At 58.1% G+C, this 14,458-nt stretch carries 18 protein-coding genes, 3 tRNA genes and 2 pseudogenes; 14 read left to right on the top strand and 9 right to left on the bottom strand.

Annotation, left to right across the window (positions count from 1 at the left end):
* The first annotated feature begins 82 nt into the window (after positions 1-82).
* Together ACFQH2_RS04035 and ACFQH2_RS04030 are read left to right on the top strand one after the other, a co-directional pair.
* A tRNA-Asn gene (locus ACFQH2_RS04035) sits at positions 83-155 on the top strand.
* A gap of 112 nt (positions 156-267) precedes the next feature.
* A tRNA-Ile gene (locus ACFQH2_RS04030) sits at positions 268-342 on the top strand.
* Positions 343-726: 384 nt separating this feature from the next.
* On the opposite strand, the gene ACFQH2_RS04025 is transcribed toward ACFQH2_RS04030, so the two are convergent.
* Entirely contained in the window at positions 727-906 is a 180-nt protein-coding gene (locus ACFQH2_RS04025) for a hypothetical protein (RefSeq protein WP_377051186.1), read from the bottom strand.
* An 11-nt stretch (positions 907-917) separates the two neighbouring features.
* Positions 918-1,349, bottom strand: coding sequence for a hypothetical protein (locus tag ACFQH2_RS04020; RefSeq protein WP_377056996.1), 432 nt, complete (start codon positions 1,347-1,349; stop codon positions 918-920).
* Positions 1,350-1,457: 108 nt separating this feature from the next.
* Between ACFQH2_RS04020 and ACFQH2_RS04015 the strand changes: the two genes are divergently transcribed.
* A complete protein-coding gene (locus ACFQH2_RS04015; RefSeq protein WP_377051184.1) occupies positions 1,458-1,637 on the top strand; it encodes a hypothetical protein in 180 nt (59 codons plus the stop codon).
* An 81-nt stretch (positions 1,638-1,718) separates the two neighbouring features.
* Here ACFQH2_RS04015 and ACFQH2_RS04010 read toward each other — a convergent pair whose 3' ends face one another.
* Genes ACFQH2_RS04010 through ACFQH2_RS04000 form a run of 3 tightly spaced genes read right to left on the bottom strand, consistent with a single transcriptional unit; the run spans position 1,719 to position 4,014 of the window.
* Entirely contained in the window at positions 1,719-2,711 is a 993-nt protein-coding gene (locus ACFQH2_RS04010; protein WP_377051182.1) for a transposase, read from the bottom strand.
* Between the two features lie 52 nt (positions 2,712-2,763).
* Complete coding sequence (locus ACFQH2_RS04005; RefSeq protein WP_377051057.1) at positions 2,764-3,384, bottom strand: AN1-type zinc finger domain-containing protein; 621 nt, start codon at positions 3,382-3,384, stop codon at positions 2,764-2,766.
* 42 nt (positions 3,385-3,426) lie between these two features.
* The gene (locus ACFQH2_RS04000) at positions 3,427-4,014 is read right to left on the bottom strand and encodes a tyrosine-type recombinase/integrase (RefSeq protein WP_377051071.1); all 588 of its coding nucleotides are present in this window, start codon (positions 4,012-4,014) and stop codon (positions 3,427-3,429) included.
* Positions 4,015-4,253: 239 nt separating this feature from the next.
* On the opposite strand from ACFQH2_RS04000, the gene ACFQH2_RS03995 reads away from it, so the two are divergent.
* Positions 4,254-5,630, top strand: coding sequence for an MEDS domain-containing protein (locus ACFQH2_RS03995; RefSeq protein WP_377051055.1), 1,377 nt, complete (start codon positions 4,254-4,256; stop codon positions 5,628-5,630).
* A gap of 151 nt (positions 5,631-5,781) precedes the next feature.
* Here the strand turns inward: ACFQH2_RS03995 and ACFQH2_RS03990 are convergent, their stop codons facing one another.
* On the bottom strand, positions 5,782-6,420 hold the full coding sequence (locus ACFQH2_RS03990) for a hypothetical protein (protein WP_377051053.1): 639 nt from the start codon (positions 6,418-6,420) through the stop codon (positions 5,782-5,784).
* 391 nt (positions 6,421-6,811) lie between these two features.
* Between ACFQH2_RS03990 and ACFQH2_RS03985 the strand changes: the two genes are divergently transcribed.
* The 8 genes and pseudogenes from ACFQH2_RS03985 to ACFQH2_RS03950 all read left to right on the top strand — a co-directional run bounded on the left by ACFQH2_RS03985 (position 6,812) and on the right by ACFQH2_RS03950 (position 10,456).
* Positions 6,812-7,282, top strand: coding sequence for a type IV pilin (locus ACFQH2_RS03985; RefSeq protein ID WP_377051051.1), 471 nt, complete (start codon positions 6,812-6,814; stop codon positions 7,280-7,282).
* 2 nt (positions 7,283-7,284) lie between these two features.
* Positions 7,285-7,878 carry a type IV pilin gene (locus ACFQH2_RS03980; RefSeq protein ID WP_377051049.1) on the top strand — a complete coding sequence of 198 codons (594 nt, stop codon included), beginning with the start codon at positions 7,285-7,287 and terminating at the stop codon, positions 7,876-7,878.
* Between the two features lie 71 nt (positions 7,879-7,949).
* A pseudogene (locus ACFQH2_RS03975) lies at positions 7,950-8,111 on the top strand (type IV pilin); the annotation flags it as partial.
* A 3-nt stretch (positions 8,112-8,114) separates the two neighbouring features.
* Entirely contained in the window at positions 8,115-8,402 is a 288-nt protein-coding gene (locus ACFQH2_RS03970; RefSeq protein ID WP_377076472.1) for a hypothetical protein, read from the top strand.
* Between the two features lie 59 nt (positions 8,403-8,461).
* A pseudogene (locus tag ACFQH2_RS03965) lies at positions 8,462-8,650 on the top strand (site-specific integrase); the annotation flags it as partial.
* 277 nt (positions 8,651-8,927) lie between these two features.
* Complete coding sequence (locus tag ACFQH2_RS03960) at positions 8,928-9,317, top strand: hypothetical protein (protein WP_377051179.1); 390 nt, start codon at positions 8,928-8,930, stop codon at positions 9,315-9,317.
* A 342-nt stretch (positions 9,318-9,659) separates the two neighbouring features.
* Positions 9,660-10,310, top strand: a complete 651-nt coding sequence (locus ACFQH2_RS03955) for a hypothetical protein (RefSeq protein WP_377051177.1) — start codon at positions 9,660-9,662, stop codon at positions 10,308-10,310.
* On the top strand, positions 10,274-10,456 hold the full coding sequence (locus ACFQH2_RS03950; RefSeq protein WP_377051176.1) for a hypothetical protein: 183 nt from the start codon (positions 10,274-10,276) through the stop codon (positions 10,454-10,456). Before ACFQH2_RS03955 ends, ACFQH2_RS03950 begins: the two co-directional genes overlap by 37 nt.
* Before the next feature lie 285 nt (positions 10,457-10,741).
* Here ACFQH2_RS03950 and ACFQH2_RS03945 read toward each other — a convergent pair.
* The 3 genes from ACFQH2_RS03945 to ACFQH2_RS03935 form a co-directional block, all read right to left on the bottom strand.
* Positions 10,742-10,815: transfer RNA gene (locus ACFQH2_RS03945), tRNA-Lys, on the bottom strand.
* 54 nt (positions 10,816-10,869) lie between these two features.
* The gene (locus ACFQH2_RS03940; RefSeq protein ID WP_377051174.1) at positions 10,870-11,583 is read right to left on the bottom strand and encodes a DUF7119 family protein; all 714 of its coding nucleotides are present in this window, start codon (positions 11,581-11,583) and stop codon (positions 10,870-10,872) included.
* A 77-nt stretch (positions 11,584-11,660) separates the two neighbouring features.
* A complete protein-coding gene (locus tag ACFQH2_RS03935) occupies positions 11,661-11,792 on the bottom strand; it encodes a hypothetical protein (RefSeq protein ID WP_377051172.1) in 132 nt (43 codons plus the stop codon).
* A gap of 315 nt (positions 11,793-12,107) precedes the next feature.
* Between ACFQH2_RS03935 and ACFQH2_RS03930 the strand changes: the two genes are divergently transcribed.
* Both ACFQH2_RS03930 and ACFQH2_RS03925 read left to right on the top strand, forming a co-directional pair.
* Complete coding sequence (locus ACFQH2_RS03930; protein ID WP_377051170.1) at positions 12,108-12,461, top strand: hypothetical protein; 354 nt, start codon at positions 12,108-12,110, stop codon at positions 12,459-12,461.
* Positions 12,462-12,587: 126 nt separating this feature from the next.
* A complete protein-coding gene (locus ACFQH2_RS03925; protein WP_377051168.1) occupies positions 12,588-14,330 on the top strand; it encodes a nitrite/sulfite reductase in 1,743 nt (580 codons plus the stop codon).
* The last annotated feature ends 128 nt before the right edge of the window (positions 14,331-14,458 follow it).

The raw sequence follows: 14,458 nt of genomic DNA, 5'->3' as shown, positions 1-14,458 counted from the left end.
CGAGTGAAAGGATACCGGTGTACGACCGGAAGAAAAACGAAAGCCATTTCAAAAGACGTCGACTACTCAGAGTTGCCTGCGGGCCGCCGTAGCTCAGTTGGTAGAGCACCTGGTTGTTACCCAGGTTGTCCCAGGTTCGAGCCCTGGCGGTGGCGTCTTTTTGCTGTACACGATCCGATAGCGGCAGTTTTGCTCGACGTGACGACTGCCTCGACTGCCACCCAGATGCGACAGGTCTTAGTTTCAGGTCCATCAACGACCACGCGAGGGCCCGTATCTCAGTCTGGTTAGAGAGAGCGGCTCATAACCGCTTCGTCCTTGGTTCAAATCCGAGCGGGCCCACTTCCAACCGAATCGTTCTGTGGTTGAGATATTCCTGTTGTAGCTGATTCACGAACTCCTCCCGACCCTGAGACACTGCCGACGCCGCTTGATAGATCTGATTTTGTAGAACGTCGTCCGGGTCGAGTTCCGTATCGCCGTCGACGCGCCACGACTGGATACCAACGCCTGCCGCCGCTCCAGCCGCAAAGAGCGCCGCGCCACCGACTGCTAGCGAGATGCCGATAGCCTCACTCTCGCCGGTCATGTGACCACTGCCGAGACCTACCGCCGTCGCCCCAGCCGCCGCGGTCCCTCTCAGGAACATCCGCCGATCGAGCGACCTGTTTGGAACCGGACCTGGGATGTCTTTCTGGGCTTTGGGCCGGATGCGTCAGCCGACATCTAGATCAGGCCCCCGATCAGCAGGCCGCCGCCGCCAGCCAGTGCAACCGCCGCGCCCGAGAGCGCCCCGAACGCGAGCGTCCAGGTGACGGTGTCGTCGAGGCGATCGGCCAGGTCATCAGTAGCTTCGGTCGTCGCACTGTCCTGCTCGGTCGTATCGGTAGAGGTTGCTGTTGCCATGTTCGAGGACCTCACTTGTAGGCGATCAGGTAGAACGCGGCGCCGTTGAGCATCACCAGGAACCAGCCGAGGAACCACTGGGCGGTGATCGTCGACGAGACCACCGGGATCAGTGCCATACTGATATTGAGGACCAGCGCAAGCAGGAAGACGATCGTCTCCATATCGGTGAAGTCGTCGATGGTTGTCTGGCCGTTCGTCACCCAGGCGGTGAAGATCGTCACCATCGTGATCACGAAGCCGAGGGTGATCTCGGTCCCGCCAGCCGCCCAGAGGATATCTTGAAACCCCCAGTTGATCGGGTCGAACAGCTGGACCGTCCCGACCGCCGCGGTCGAAAACGTCGCCAGCGCGAACAGCGGTGCCAGCACTGCATCAATCAGGTCGATTCCGTCTTCTCGGCGAACCCCTTCAGGGATCCAGTTTGCATAGGACATTGCGATCAAGGCGGCCACACGCGCCGCGGAAAAACTTCGGATTACCTTGGTTTCGCCGCCTGATAGCTGCTGGTTGCACCAGTTTTATTAGATGGCGTGTGGCCCGCTCTGAGTATGGCAGTCAACAAACTCCGACAACTCGACTCGAATAGTGCGGGCATCACGATCCCGAAAGACGACCTCCGACTCGACGGGCTGATCAACGAGGATGGCGAGGTTGACGGCGAGCAGCACGCGCATATTCAGCGTGAGGGGCCGGGGAAGTGGACCGTCGAAGTAGTTGAGGATTTGTAGGATAGTAGTTTTCGGCAGGTGACGGTGGGAAGGGACTGACCAGTATCTGTAGCTAATTCAGAGCGTGTCATAGAATCCATCTCATAGCTTCTCACAGCCCGGTTCGTTTCCTCGCTCGTAGTTGGTGATTGCGACAACAATCCGAAGACACAGCGCGAGGAACACTTCTGTTCGTGCGTGGACGCGGCCTCGGGCGCGGATATGCCCGAGGCCGCAATCCTTGACCGCGTCGTTGGTTCGTTCGACGCCTGTCCGGTTGTTGTACGTCTCGTCCAAGATAGATTGTTTCAGCTGCACGTCCTCGCTATGTTCCTCGATTCGGTCTTCGACCCTGTACTTGATGTCTTTCGGGTCGTCAGTGTTTCGCGGGTTGTATGGGGCGACTGGCACGACCCCTGCGGCCAGCAGGTGGTCGTGCCAGTCGAGGATGTCGTAGGCGCTGTCTCCAAGCATCCAGACCGGTATATCGACGGCGAGCGCGTCACACGTGACGCGCATCGCCGTCTCTTTATCTGCTTGTTTGGCCTGTGTGAACTCCGCTGCTATCGGGATCTTTGCGCCGGTCGAGATGATCGTACAGCCGAAGCCGTAGTAGTACTCCTCAGCCGTTGGATCGTAGTTCCATGACGCCGCGTCGTTGTATTGAATCGCTTCAACGTGTGTCGAATCGATGGAGTACGTGGAGTCGAGCAGGCCGCGGGCGGCGGCCTGCTCGACGAGTCTGTCGAAGACATCGTCGATAACTTGTTCGAGGTCAGTGAGAAAGCGGTCAATGGTGTCTCTGGATGGCGGTTTGTCGAGTCCGCAGTAGTACCAGACAAGGCCGTTCTGAAGTTCTCGTGTAACCGGGCGTGTACCGTACACATCCTCGTAGTAGCAGTGCAGAAAGCCGCGAAAGAGATCTGGTGGCTGGTAAACTCGTGTTCGCCCCCTCGAAGCGGGGGCGAACACGTCGTACTCCAGCAGAAACTCGAACTCAAGATGTTCAAACAGCGGCACTGTCTCGATAGCCGCGACATTCAAGAAGTCGTCTACCGAAGCTACATCTTGCAGGGTTGCGCTTGTGTTGGACACACTTCGCGCACCCTGCTGCTTCGTACGTGACGCTTTCTATGACACGCTCAATTCAGTCTAATAGTCTCTTTCGTGAACGACGCCGCTGATACCACCGAACTGGAATGACAATAAGAAAACCAGCGGCGAGAATCGGAAAGATAGCCTCTACAAATCCTTCTTGAGTTGCTGGGGTTCCTACCCACATTGCATACGGAACTGTACAGGCGAAACTCACGAGAAGTAATAAACCAACTGTTGAAAGACTAAAGAAAGACTGTTGATGCGCAGGCGTTTTCGATGTATTACTTTCCTCCGCCCGTTCTTCAGTTTCCTTGGATTGGGACTGGATAAGTGATCCGTCTGATGCGACATCTGGAGACCGGTCATCAATGATTTCTTCACTCTCCGGGGTTGTTCCCATCACCTGTGCATCAACCGTTTCAAACTCTTCTCGAATCCGTTCGCGTGTGGAGATGCGTTCAAATGGGGCCTCATCTCTCTCTGTCTGGATTTGGCCGTCGTTCTTAGACTGAGTTTCCTGTTCTTCTTGAATTGGCTCCCATCCGTTTTCCAACCCGATACACTCGTGTTTTTCGGGCAGGCGATGATCTATACAGAATGGGTCTTTACAGTATTTACATTGGAATGGCATGTCCACCTCAGTTGAACAAATCGCACACTCTACAGGCATTACTAAGCGCAAGACATAGCGATTAGTTAAAAATTCGGTAAATTAGAGCCAGTCTACCTTCCCTCTTTCTCGCTGCTGGGCTTCCGGCGAGTACGTCCCGCGGTAGTGCTCCAGAAACGTCTCCAGATCGTTCCAGCCGCCCCAGTCGCAGACGAGCAGTGCGTCGACGTCGGCGCTGGCGAGCGCGGTCGCCCAGGTGCGCCGGAGATCGTGAAAGCCGAGGTGGTCCCACCCTTCGTCGCCGGTTTCGTCCTGGAGGCGATCGGCGGCGTTCTGGATCCAGCGCCGAAGTGACCGAGTGCTGGTCACGTCGAGCAGCGACGAGTTGGCGCTGGCGTCGCGAACGTCGTCGATCGTGCGGATGGTCGTCGCAAGATCCCGCGGAACCGGCGTTTCGCGGTACTGGTCGCCTTTCCCGTGCCAGACCCGGAGCACGGTCCCGGCGTCGGTGTCGACGACATCCTCGGGAGCCACGTCGAGGACCTCATGGGATCGGAGCCCGCAGCGAGCGCCGAGCCAAAAGGCGATCCGCTGCTGGGTGCCGTCCGCCTGAGCGATTAGTTGATCAACTTCGGTCTGACTGAGCCAGACCTTCATGTCGTCTCTGTGAGCGTGGGCTTTCAGGTTCATGTCCGAGTAGCCTGTAACCCGGACGGCCACACGGGAGGTAAAGGGGTTTTCGGTGGGGGTGGGAAGGGTGATCGGGGCCGAATACGTCCGACTTTCAGAACGTTTCCGGACGCTATTTTCGGGTCGTTTAGACTGAAATACGCGGTAAGTAGGTTTGCGAAGCCATCAAGAAGATCCTCGGTCTCTTATCGTCTTTTATATAGTAGACACTTTTATGCTCTCATCCCAAAAGACCGATAATGGTAGAACGACCCGAGGCGCAGTTTGCCGCAGACACGACGCGCCAAGCGACTACCGCAGATCTCCGTACTGAACTCGGGTCTCATAATCTCACACGCCACCTCGCGCTCTTCTATCGGTCAAACGAAGCCCAGTTGGCTGCTACCACAGCCTTCCTCGTCGAGGGCCTCCAGTCTGGCCACCGCTGCATCTACCTGCTTGATGTCAATACCGCTGCCGACATCAAATCTGCACTCCGGAGAGCCAATATCGATGTCGAGCAACGCATCGACGCTGGCGATCTCGTCATTCGAGATGCCGAGGAAGTCTACCTCGAATCCGGCTTCGACCCTACAAAGATGATCAAGACCCTCGAAACCGAAGCCAACGTCAGCGTCGAAGACGGCTACGACGGGTTGTGGCTCGCCGGCGAGAACTCGTGGTGTTTCCACACCGAGCAGTCATTCGACCATGTCCTCGATTTTGAAGCGGACTTCGATGCCGCCTGCCCGAATCTCCCGGTCACCGCACTCTGCCAGTACGACCTCAAACGGTTCAATGAGACATCGGCCGCAAAAGCTCTCCGAACGCACGAACAAATCATCTACCGCAACCAGCTCTGTAAGAACCCCTTCTACATCCCACCCGAGGACTATCGCTCAACCGGTAGCCCGGAGTTGAATGCGCAACTAATGCTGGAGCAAGCGTACTCGCTGACGAGCGCACGCCGCGACATCAACGAACGCGAACAACGGTTAGGTATCGTCAACCGCGTCCTCCGGCATAACATCCGCAACGATCTGAACCTCGTAAGGGGGACGCTCAAACTGATAGACGAGGAGGAGTCGTTGTCCGGCGAGAGTCACCAGCAACTTGCAACTGCCATCGAGCATGCTGAGTCGGTCGTCGAGATGGCGGAGAAAGCCCGCTACATTCAACAAACAACAGGCGATACGACGGTCGAGCCACAGCAGCTTGGCCCCCACATCAAGACAGCCATCGAAGAAGCGACAGCCGAATATTCGGCTGCCGACGTCCAGTTTTCCGGAGCGAATGAAGTGACTGTGCTTGCTGATGAGAATCTCGACATCGCGTTGCGTGAAGCCATCGAGAATGGGATTGTCCATCAGGACACGGACTCCCAAACTGTTGTTGTCTCTGTCTCGACACCAAGCGAAGACACGGCCCAAATCGAGATTCAGAATGAAGGGGCAATTCCGGACGTGGAACGGTATTCGTTGGAGAAGGGTGAAGAGACCCCACTAGAACATTCGAGCGGGCTTGGCCTCTGGCTAATCAAATGGGTCGTCGAGAACGCGCACGGGTCAATCGAATTCCCAGACTCAAGCGCAGGCGAAGCACGCCTACAGATCGAATTATACCGGGTTCCCTCATAGGGGAAGCCGTTACGGGATAGTCCGGACACACGTGAGGACGAAGTCCAAAGTAGCGTTTCGTCAAGAGCGTGGATTACTACGCTGTCCGTTCAGTCGGTCGTCTGTACGTACCGAAGCCAAATTCTCGACTTTCCCTCTCTTTCCGGACACCTCACAACGACCGGAACTTTCCGTACAGCGCGTCGGCGGCCTCACTGGAGAGGTAGATATTCTTCTCGCTGGCGGTGACCGACTCGCCTGCGACGTCTTCGATCAGGTTTGCTAACTCCTGGAGGTATGCCTCGGATCGTTCCTCACGAAAGCCCATCACGAAACGCTCGCCTTGGGGTGTCTGGCGGTTCCGAATGTAGACGTCGACGAACTCGTACCGGAGTTCGTCCGAGACGTCGTCGAGATACTCCGGCAGCGAAAACGCCGATTGGTCGCTCTTTTCGCCCTGTGGCGCACCGAGTACGACGAGTGCTCGCCCGAGGACGCTGGCGTGGTCCGTGGGCACGATCTCGGTTGCTCTGTCGGATTCGTCCGCTCGCTCGCGTCGCCAGTCGATATCGAGCGTGTCCAGCGCGTCGGTCACGCGCGGTTCGGTCGCGTCGTCGACGGCGAAATGCGGGACGAAGGTCTCTCTGGAGATCGAGCCGCCCGAGAAAATCCACGCGACGAGCTGGTTCAGCGCCGCGAACTCCTCGGAGTCGACGCCCTCGAACCACCCGCGCTGCTCGGCGACTTCGACGGCGCGGGCGGGATCGGGCTTTGCGCCGTTCTGCCACGCGCGGATTCGACCGCGCGGCATCTCCCATTCGACGCGAGCGCGCTCGATCCGCTGTCGGGATGCCGGGCGGCGACGTCGAGATACACCTGATAGTCTTCGACGGCGTCCCAGGGCTCCGCCCGTTTCTGCACGTTATAGGTCCGCGCAAGCGATTTCGGCGTTAATTTAGTTGTTATTATTTACTTATAATTTACATGCTGTCTGGGTTACAACTGTGATGTAATATTTCATATCTGGCTTAAGTTTTATTACGGATGAATGTATTCTCTTGTGTAACGCCGACAGCACGCGAAAGGACAGGCGAGGAGGGGTGTCAGATCCCATGAACCCCTTGCCTCATCATATCACACGGACGTGTCTGATATGAATCCTTTGGCGGAAATCGGCGCAAACAACCTACAAAGTACACACAATGGATTTCAAGAAACTACTCGAAACGGACGACGACGAACGCGCGGTCTCGCCGGTTATCGGCGTGATTCTAATGGTTGCAATCACAGTAATTCTCGCGGCCGTTATCGGTGCGTTCGTGATTGGTATCGGTGATGATCAGCAAGAAGTCCCACAGGCTAGTTGGGATTGGGATCAGACCGGCGAGACAGGCTCCGATTCAGTAACGCTATCACATCAGACCGGTGATACAATATCTAACAGCAATCTTGAGCTCCAGTTCTCCGGTACTGCAACTGACGTATTCGACAATAGCGGCGACATCGACACAGGACCGTTTGGTAATAGTGATGTGAGTGCTGGGTCTTCTGTTGAACTCAACTTTAGCTTCACCAATGACTACGCCACTGATGCTGAGAATGAAACACTAACGCTCTCTTGGGAGTCTGATTCGGGTGGAGATTCCTCAGTGCTGACTTCCTGGGATCTATAAATATGGATATGAAAAATATGCAATATTCTGATGAGGACCGAGCAGTATCTCCTGTGATAGGAGTTATACTAATGGTCGCTATCACTGTAATTCTTGCCGCTGTTATTGGTGCATTCGTGATTGGTATTGGTGACGATCAACAACAAGTTCCGCAAGCCAGCTGGGACTTCGATCAAAGTACGGAAAATTTCACTGACGCAGCACCGCACTCCTCGAATTTAACTGTTGTTGATATTTCACATCAAACTGGTACTACAATTGACGAAAGTAACATCGACGTCACGGTGAATGGTGATACAGCATACGGTATTACGCCTCAGACAGGTCCTTCTGATGATGATGTCAAAGAAGTCTGGTCCAGTAGTGGAGATATCAGTGCTGGAAATAGTGTACAGGTAGTCTTTGCATCCGGAGAAGACTTGGATGATACGTTCGCTGTCGACTACGAAGACGGACCTGACCAAATTAATCAAGTAACCGACGGGACAGACACGTACAATGAGGAAGGGCTCTCATCAGGAGATACCATCCGAATTGTTTGGGAATCTGACGACGGGGCAGACTCGTCCGTCCTTCAGGACTACACCGTCAGCTAACCGGACCCACCACAGTCCGTTCACACGCAAATGACTCACTTTTTTCAGACGCCGACGCCCAGTCGAGCGCAATCGGCACCATCCTGCTCGTCGCGATAGTCGTCATCCTCGCCTCAGTCCTCGGCATCTTCGCCATCGATCTGTACCAGAGCGCTGGAGACGTCGAAGAGACGCCGAATGTGCGCTTCGACGTCGAGCAGTACGGCGATGGCGACCAGCAGGTCCGCCTGTACCATATGACTGGGAACACGGTCGAGGATGTCGAGACGCTCTCGGTCGTCGTCGACGGCGAGACGGTAAGCGACAGCGGCGCGGACTGGTCGGACTCAGCCGACGGCTTGCGCTCACAGAGTTCGCTATACATCGCCGCCGACGGCAGTGGGAGCTACCTGACTGACGACAGAGCGTCGATCAGCGGTAGTCCCGAAGCCCTCACCGCGGGCACCGAAATCTCGGTGATCTGGAACAGCGCCGACACCAACTCGTCGGCAACGCTGTTCGAGTACGAAGTCGAAAAACGATAGCGCTCTCTACTCTCTCAAAATCCGCAAGCTACAGCTATACTCGCCGAGGACGCGGTTGATGTTCGGCGTCGAGGTCGCCACACGATGTCCGAAGCGGTGCGATTACAGCGCACCTGCTGGAGGACATTCCGGTGGAGATCGTGAGCGAGCGGTGTGACGTGAGCCGCGACGTGCTCGACCGCCACTACGACCGCCGGACTGAGCGCGAGAAGATGGAACAGCGCCGAAACCACCTTTCGACGAACTAACAACCATGATAGCACATAGTTCCCCCACGGAGTACGGCGATTCTGAGGACTATAGGACCCGAGCGGGCCCATGTTTTTGCGACGTCATTGCGAACAGCGTGAGCAACGGTTCGGAGCGGCTTCCCGCTTCGGTGAGCAAATCGGTCATCTCGATCGGATTGAGTTCAGACTGTGAGCGCTGCCAGACCGGTTAGATCGTTCCTCTTCCAGTCGATATACTACAATCAGTTTTTGAGCCAAGGGGGATATTAAGTATCAAGCAACAGTACCGATAGACATGTTGTCGAACCTGACTGACGATCAAAAGTTCGATCTGACCATTGCCGCTGGGGCCTTCATCGCGCTGTACTGGGTTTTGTACGTCAATCCGTTGACTGGGGAACTGCTGGGTCTGGTGCTCGGGACGCTGCCAGTCCTCGGTGGCGTGTATCTGTACGTCGAACCGGAGCAGTATATCGTCCAGAGTCTGGCTGGGATAGCGGCAGTTGCACTCGGCGGTGCTGCCCCGGCAACGGTCCTCTATCAAACGCCTGCTGGCGACTGGCTAGTCGGGAGCCAGCCACTCCCGCTGGCGCTCGGAATCATGCTGCTGGTGGTCATCACGACACTCGTCGGTCGGCGATACGTGCAACTGGCCGTTAGTTCACGCGACACCTCTCCTGCCTGAATCGGAACTCGAACTCCGGTAGCCCCGGACGAACTCCTGACGATCCAGCAGACCAGTTGCTACTGACCGATCAAACGGGGCGGCAGGACGTGCCCGCCCGCGAGAGGTGGCGTGCCCGATGCCCACAGTACTGCCGAACGCGAGGATACACGTTAGATCTGACAAGCAAGCAACCACTGACACGGTACGTCAGTAAATCGTAAAGAACCGTTGCTGGATCCGGTCGCGAGCGCACCAGTAGAACAGACTCACGGTCACAAGCGAAGCGACGATCCCCAAATTGGGAGCACTCGTGTTCGGCAAAAAGTAATCGTTATACGGTATGCGTTCCACCTCCCGAGTATGCAACGACGAGCAGCGGCCGGCTATGTTGCCCTCTTTCTCGTCATCGCGGTCGGAGCGTATGGACTCGCCGCGACAGCCGAGAGTCCCGAGATATCGCTTGAAGACCCAGAATATGACGCGACAGTGGGCGACCAGTTCGAGGCCGAAGGCCAGACGTACACGCTTGCCGAAGTAACGATTGAAGAAGGTGCCCCCGTTGGGACGCTGGAGTGGAACATCACCGAGGACCAGAGCGAAACCTGGGCCGATGGAGATGAGATAGAGTATCAGGGAGGGGATTACGAGGTGCTCGTCTCGAACGAGACCGATGCCTCCGAGTTCACGCTCCGTGAGGTACCCGGTGACGATGTCGAAGTGACCGGTGAGGGTGACGACCGCATCATCCGCGTCCAGGAGGACGGGGAAGAACAACTGATTCCCATCGACGAGTACGAACCACTCGACCGCCAGACGTTCGCCGAAGGCGACGGTATCGAGTATCAGGAGTTCAACGCTACCGTCGGCGAAGTGGCAGAGGAGGAAGTAGTGATAGAGTGGAGCGAGCAGGTCACCGAGGATCTCACTGTCCGGGAGGGGCAGAGGTCGTCCAGGTTTCGGAGAACCAGACGTACATGGCCCACTTCACCGCCGAGGACCGACTACAGCTAACGTCGAACAAAGAGTTGTACAACGAAGAGGCCGACAGAGTCGCCTACTTCGAGGAGCGGACGAACGGAATGACCGTCGCGACGATCATCTCCGGACTCGCCGCCCTCCTGCTCGTCGCGATGGCGTACCTGCCGCGCAAGGAGTAACCGCGTAGAGCGTCGAAATCGTTTTTATCTTCCGGAGTCCGGGACCGGCATGTCGGTGCAGTAGCTTCTTGCGCAACCGTCGACGATCCAGTACGCACAGTCTCCAAATGCAACTATTGGTCGAGTATACACTTGACCGGGCATTGGAATGAACGGCGGTCGGGGAACGAGAGAGGATAGGAGATATTGAATCCGGTACCAGATCTCACACCGTACGGTCCGATGTGGTTCAACTGCTTCCTGCCGGTTCACTCACCCCTTGTTGTCACTCGGCGGTTCGTTGCACGGGCCGGGAGGGAGTTGAACCCTCGACCGTCTGGTTAAAAGCCAGACGCTCTCCCTAACTGAGCTACCGGCCCTACACAAACCGGTTGGGGGAGGGGCAATTAAACCCTTATGATGCACGGCGGGGATCAGCGTTCCCTGAATTCGCGGTCGAGGGCACGATGGGCGAGGTGATCGGGTGAGATCCCCTCGTTTGCGGCACGCCGTCGAAGTTCGCGGTAGACGTGCGGCGGCAGTAACAGCGAGACTTCGCCGAGCTGGATTCCGTGCCCGTCAAGTGCTTCCTTCACGCTCTGGCCGTCATTGACGTCGCTGGCGAGCGTGCGGATCTCACGGACTGTGAGGTCGTTGTCGAGCGCCGCCCACGCGAGGTCGAAGCGGGCGGTGCCGCTCACCCGTGCAATGTGTTTCGCGGCTGTCGGCGCGATATGACCCATCGCGACGTGTCGCCGGATCGACTGTGGGAGGTCGTGGACGCGTGCCCACTTGCGAATAAACGCGACCGTCGCCTCGCCGCCGGCGCGTTCGGCGGCGATCTTGTAAGAGCCTTCGCCTCTGACGAGTGCCGCACACGCCGCTGCACCGCGGAGCATGTAGACGTTGTCGGCCGCGCCGGCCGTGTTTCCGGCGAACGCGGCGACAGTCTCGGCCGCACGGTCGAGGCTCTCGGGATCGTCGGGATCGAAATGGACCGCCTCGTCCGCGTGCTCTCCAGTGACTTTCGCATCGCCCCGAACCACAGGGTTACCAACTGGCTCCTCGCGGTCTGCCGGTGGCGCGTGGGGACCGCTCTCGGAGCGATAACGTTCGTTTCGCTGGTCTTCCGACCAGTCAGCAGTCATTGTAACACTGTAACGTCGGCACCGCAAAAAACCCTCCTACTCGGGCAACCCGACAGGTGTCAGACTAGAGGGAGACGCTACTCCTCACGCTGCTCGGAGAGGTGCTCCCAGATCTCCGTACAGCCAGCCCCTTCCTCGACGTCCGCGAGGTGATCGTCGTCCGATTCTTCCTCAGTATCGTCTCCATCTTGCGCTTTGAGTTCGCTCATTGGGAGACCACCGAGTCTCGTTCGTAGAGTTCCGGCGCAACGTCTGCTGACGTATGCTGTTGGTTCGATACTCGATCAACGCACGAGTCGTCTGTCATCGTCTATGCTTTGTAACGGTATCTCCTTAAAAGAGCGCTCAGCAACAAACCCTACCCGAACTCCCGATTAGCAGAAATCCTTTCCGGTATCACGGACGAAGCGATCCGGGTCAAATGCGGCCCCTGCTGTCGGTTTTTCGGTATTTGTATCGTCACAGCTCCGGTAAGCATTGTTGTCGGCGAGGGCCTAAGGTAGACGGGTGATCTGTAGGCACCTATGGTAGTCTCCGTGCGGACGCTCGACGACGGTGCCTGGATCAGCATCAACGATTCGCGAGCCGTCGGTGTGAGCCAGATCTGGCCGATCGCCCGCCACGATTTCTGTGGGTGCGAGACCGCACACCTGCTTCTGGAAGCGTTCTACGATGTCGGGGTCGACGGCCGTCGCATCGTCGCGGGCGTCGTCGGCCAGTGTATCGACTGTGGAACCGAAGGGTCGATCGATACGTTACCGGTCGGCCGGGTCGTCGAGGGCGAGTTCTCCGCGTACGAACCCGGACAGGTGCAGTCACTGCTCGAACCAGTCGAGGGAGTCACCGAGGACGAGCATCGCCTCTCGGGGCGATTCTAGCACGGATCGGGACCCCAGGCCGTGACACGTGACGCCACAACAGGCAATCCTTTCTGGTACACTGTAGATGGGGGAGAACTGACGCGAGGCAGTGGCGTATATGAAGAGGGGTCTTACTGAGCCCATATGCCAACTGACGTCGAAAAATGGAAAAGCGAGGTCTATGGAAACGAGATCAGGGAACATCTGGAGCAGTTCGCGGAAGACGGGTGGGAGTCGATCCCCGACGAGGAACACGACGCGTGGTTCGAGCGGTTCAAATGGTGGGGCCTGTATCACCAGCGGTCCGGGCAGGAAAGCTTCTTCATGATGCGAATCGGGACGCCGAACGGCGTACTCGAACCCGGCCAGACGGAAGTCGTCGCCGAGATCGCAAACGAGTACGCGACCGGCCCGGCATCGAATCCCGAGTTCGGCAACGCCTACGTCGACTGGACGACGCGCCAGTCGATCCAGCTCCACTGGATCAAACTCGAGGACGTCCCGGAGATATTCGAGAAACTCGAATCTGTCGGGCTCTCGACCCAGCAGGCCTGTGGTGACTCCTGGCGGAACATCGTCGGTAACCCGATGGCCGGCAAGGCCCCCGAGTTCGTCGACGCGCTGCCGGTCATCATGGAGCTCAACGAGCGGTTCAAGGGCAACGAGGACCACTCGAATCTGCCGCGCAAGTGGAAGGTGTCGGTCACCGGCGCACCGGACGGCTCCGGACAGGGTGACATCAACGACCTCGCACTCGAACCGGCGTTCAAAGAGGTCGACGGCGATGAGGTCCGCGGGTTCAACATCCGCGTCGGTGGCGGCCTCTCGCGAAACGAACCGCGCCTGGCCCGCGAACTCGACGTGTTCACGCGACCGGAGAACGCTGCGGACGTCGCCGGCGGCATCTCGTCGCTCTTCCGCGAGCACGGCGACCGAGAGAACCGCTACAACGCTCGCGTCAAGTTCCTCATGGACGAGTGGGGCCCGGAGAAGTTCCGCAACGTGCTCCAGGACGAGTTCGTCGACTTCGAGCTAGAGACCGCAGGAACGGACCTCCGCGAGCAGTACACCTACAACGCCGGCGGCGACGAGCACGGTGACCTGATCGGTGTCCACGAACAGCGCGACGATAACTACTACGTTGGACTCAACGTCCTCGTCGGGCGGATGGGTGCCGACGACACCGCTGAGTTGGCCCGTGTCGCCGAAGAGTACGGTTCGGGCGAGGTGCGGGTCTCCCAGCGACAGAACGTCATCATTCCGGACGTCGCCGAGGAAGACCTCGACGCGCTCCTCGAAGAGGACCTGCTCGAACGTTACTCGCCGGACCCCCATCCGTTCATGCGCGGTTCGGTCGCCTGTACGGGCACCGAGTTCTGTTCGCTCTCGATCGTCGAGACGAAGAACCGCCAGGTGCGGTTCGCCCGCTGGCTGAAGCAAAACGTCGAACTGCCCGAGGGCGTCGAGGATTTCCACATCCACCTCTCGGGCTGTACGGCGTCGTGCGCCCAGCCCCAGATCGCCGACATCTCCCTGCGCGGCATGAAGACGCGCAAGGACGGCGAACCGGTCGAAGCACTCGACATCGGCCTCGGCGGCGGCCTCGGCGAGAACCCGCAGTTCGCACAGTGGGTCGCCGAGCGCATCCCGGCCGACGAGGTTCCGGGCGCTATCGAGAACCTGCTCGATACGTTCGAGTCCCAGCGCGAGGGCGGCGAGACGTTCCGCGACTTCATCGCGCGACTGGACGAGGACGCCCTCGACGACATCGTCGAACCCGAGGAGACGAGTTACGAGGATCCGTACATGCACAACACGAAACGGACCTGGTACCCGTACGCAGAAGACGACAGTCTCGATTCGAGTCCGGCACCGGCCGACGATTAGAGCGAGATCCGGGCGGAGCGAGGATCTCGTTACGGCGAGCGGGGAGGAACGACCCGCGAGAAGCAAGGTCTGAGCGTAGCGAAGACCTCGTTGTAGCGAGCGGGGCTATGCCCCGCGAGCAGCGCGGT

The sequence above is a fragment of the Natronoarchaeum sp. GCM10025703 genome, from assembly GCF_042661985.1.
GTDB lineage: Archaea > Halobacteriota > Halobacteria > Halobacteriales > Natronoarchaeaceae > Natranaeroarchaeum.
Note: the sequence above shows the minus strand (reverse complement) of the source record. Positions and strands in the feature narration are given on the sequence as shown.

Excerpts from the sequence above, each read along its gene's own strand:
- ACFQH2_RS04025 (WP_377051186.1), bottom strand. The coding sequence starts at position 906 with ATGGCAACAGCAACCTCTACCGATACGACCGAGCAGGACAGTGCGACG.
- ACFQH2_RS04015 (WP_377051184.1), top strand. The coding sequence starts at position 1,458 with ATGGCAGTCAACAAACTCCGACAACTCGACTCGAATAGTGCGGGCATC.
- ACFQH2_RS04005 (WP_377051057.1), bottom strand. The coding sequence starts at position 3,384 with ATGCCTGTAGAGTGTGCGATTTGTTCAACTGAGGTGGACATGCCATTC.
- ACFQH2_RS04000 (WP_377051071.1), bottom strand. The coding sequence starts at position 4,014 with ATGAACCTGAAAGCCCACGCTCACAGAGACGACATGAAGGTCTGGCTC.
- ACFQH2_RS03995 (WP_377051055.1), top strand. The coding sequence starts at position 4,254 with ATGGTAGAACGACCCGAGGCGCAGTTTGCCGCAGACACGACGCGCCAA.
- ACFQH2_RS03990 (WP_377051053.1), bottom strand. The coding sequence starts at position 6,420 with ATGCCGCGCGGTCGAATCCGCGCGTGGCAGAACGGCGCAAAGCCCGAT.
- ACFQH2_RS03985 (WP_377051051.1), top strand. The coding sequence starts at position 6,812 with ATGGATTTCAAGAAACTACTCGAAACGGACGACGACGAACGCGCGGTC.
- ACFQH2_RS03980 (WP_377051049.1), top strand. The coding sequence starts at position 7,285 with ATGGATATGAAAAATATGCAATATTCTGATGAGGACCGAGCAGTATCT.
- ACFQH2_RS03970 (WP_377076472.1), top strand. The coding sequence starts at position 8,115 with ATGACTGGGAACACGGTCGAGGATGTCGAGACGCTCTCGGTCGTCGTC.
- ACFQH2_RS03960 (WP_377051179.1), top strand. The coding sequence starts at position 8,928 with ATGTTGTCGAACCTGACTGACGATCAAAAGTTCGATCTGACCATTGCC.
- ACFQH2_RS03955 (WP_377051177.1), top strand. The coding sequence starts at position 9,660 with ATGCAACGACGAGCAGCGGCCGGCTATGTTGCCCTCTTTCTCGTCATC.
- ACFQH2_RS03950 (WP_377051176.1), top strand. The coding sequence starts at position 10,274 with ATGGCCCACTTCACCGCCGAGGACCGACTACAGCTAACGTCGAACAAA.
- ACFQH2_RS03940 (WP_377051174.1), bottom strand. The coding sequence starts at position 11,583 with ATGACTGCTGACTGGTCGGAAGACCAGCGAAACGAACGTTATCGCTCC.
- ACFQH2_RS03935 (WP_377051172.1), bottom strand. The coding sequence starts at position 11,792 with ATGAGCGAACTCAAAGCGCAAGATGGAGACGATACTGAGGAAGAATCG.
- ACFQH2_RS03930 (WP_377051170.1), top strand. The coding sequence starts at position 12,108 with ATGGTAGTCTCCGTGCGGACGCTCGACGACGGTGCCTGGATCAGCATC.
- ACFQH2_RS03925 (WP_377051168.1), top strand. The coding sequence starts at position 12,588 with ATGCCAACTGACGTCGAAAAATGGAAAAGCGAGGTCTATGGAAACGAG.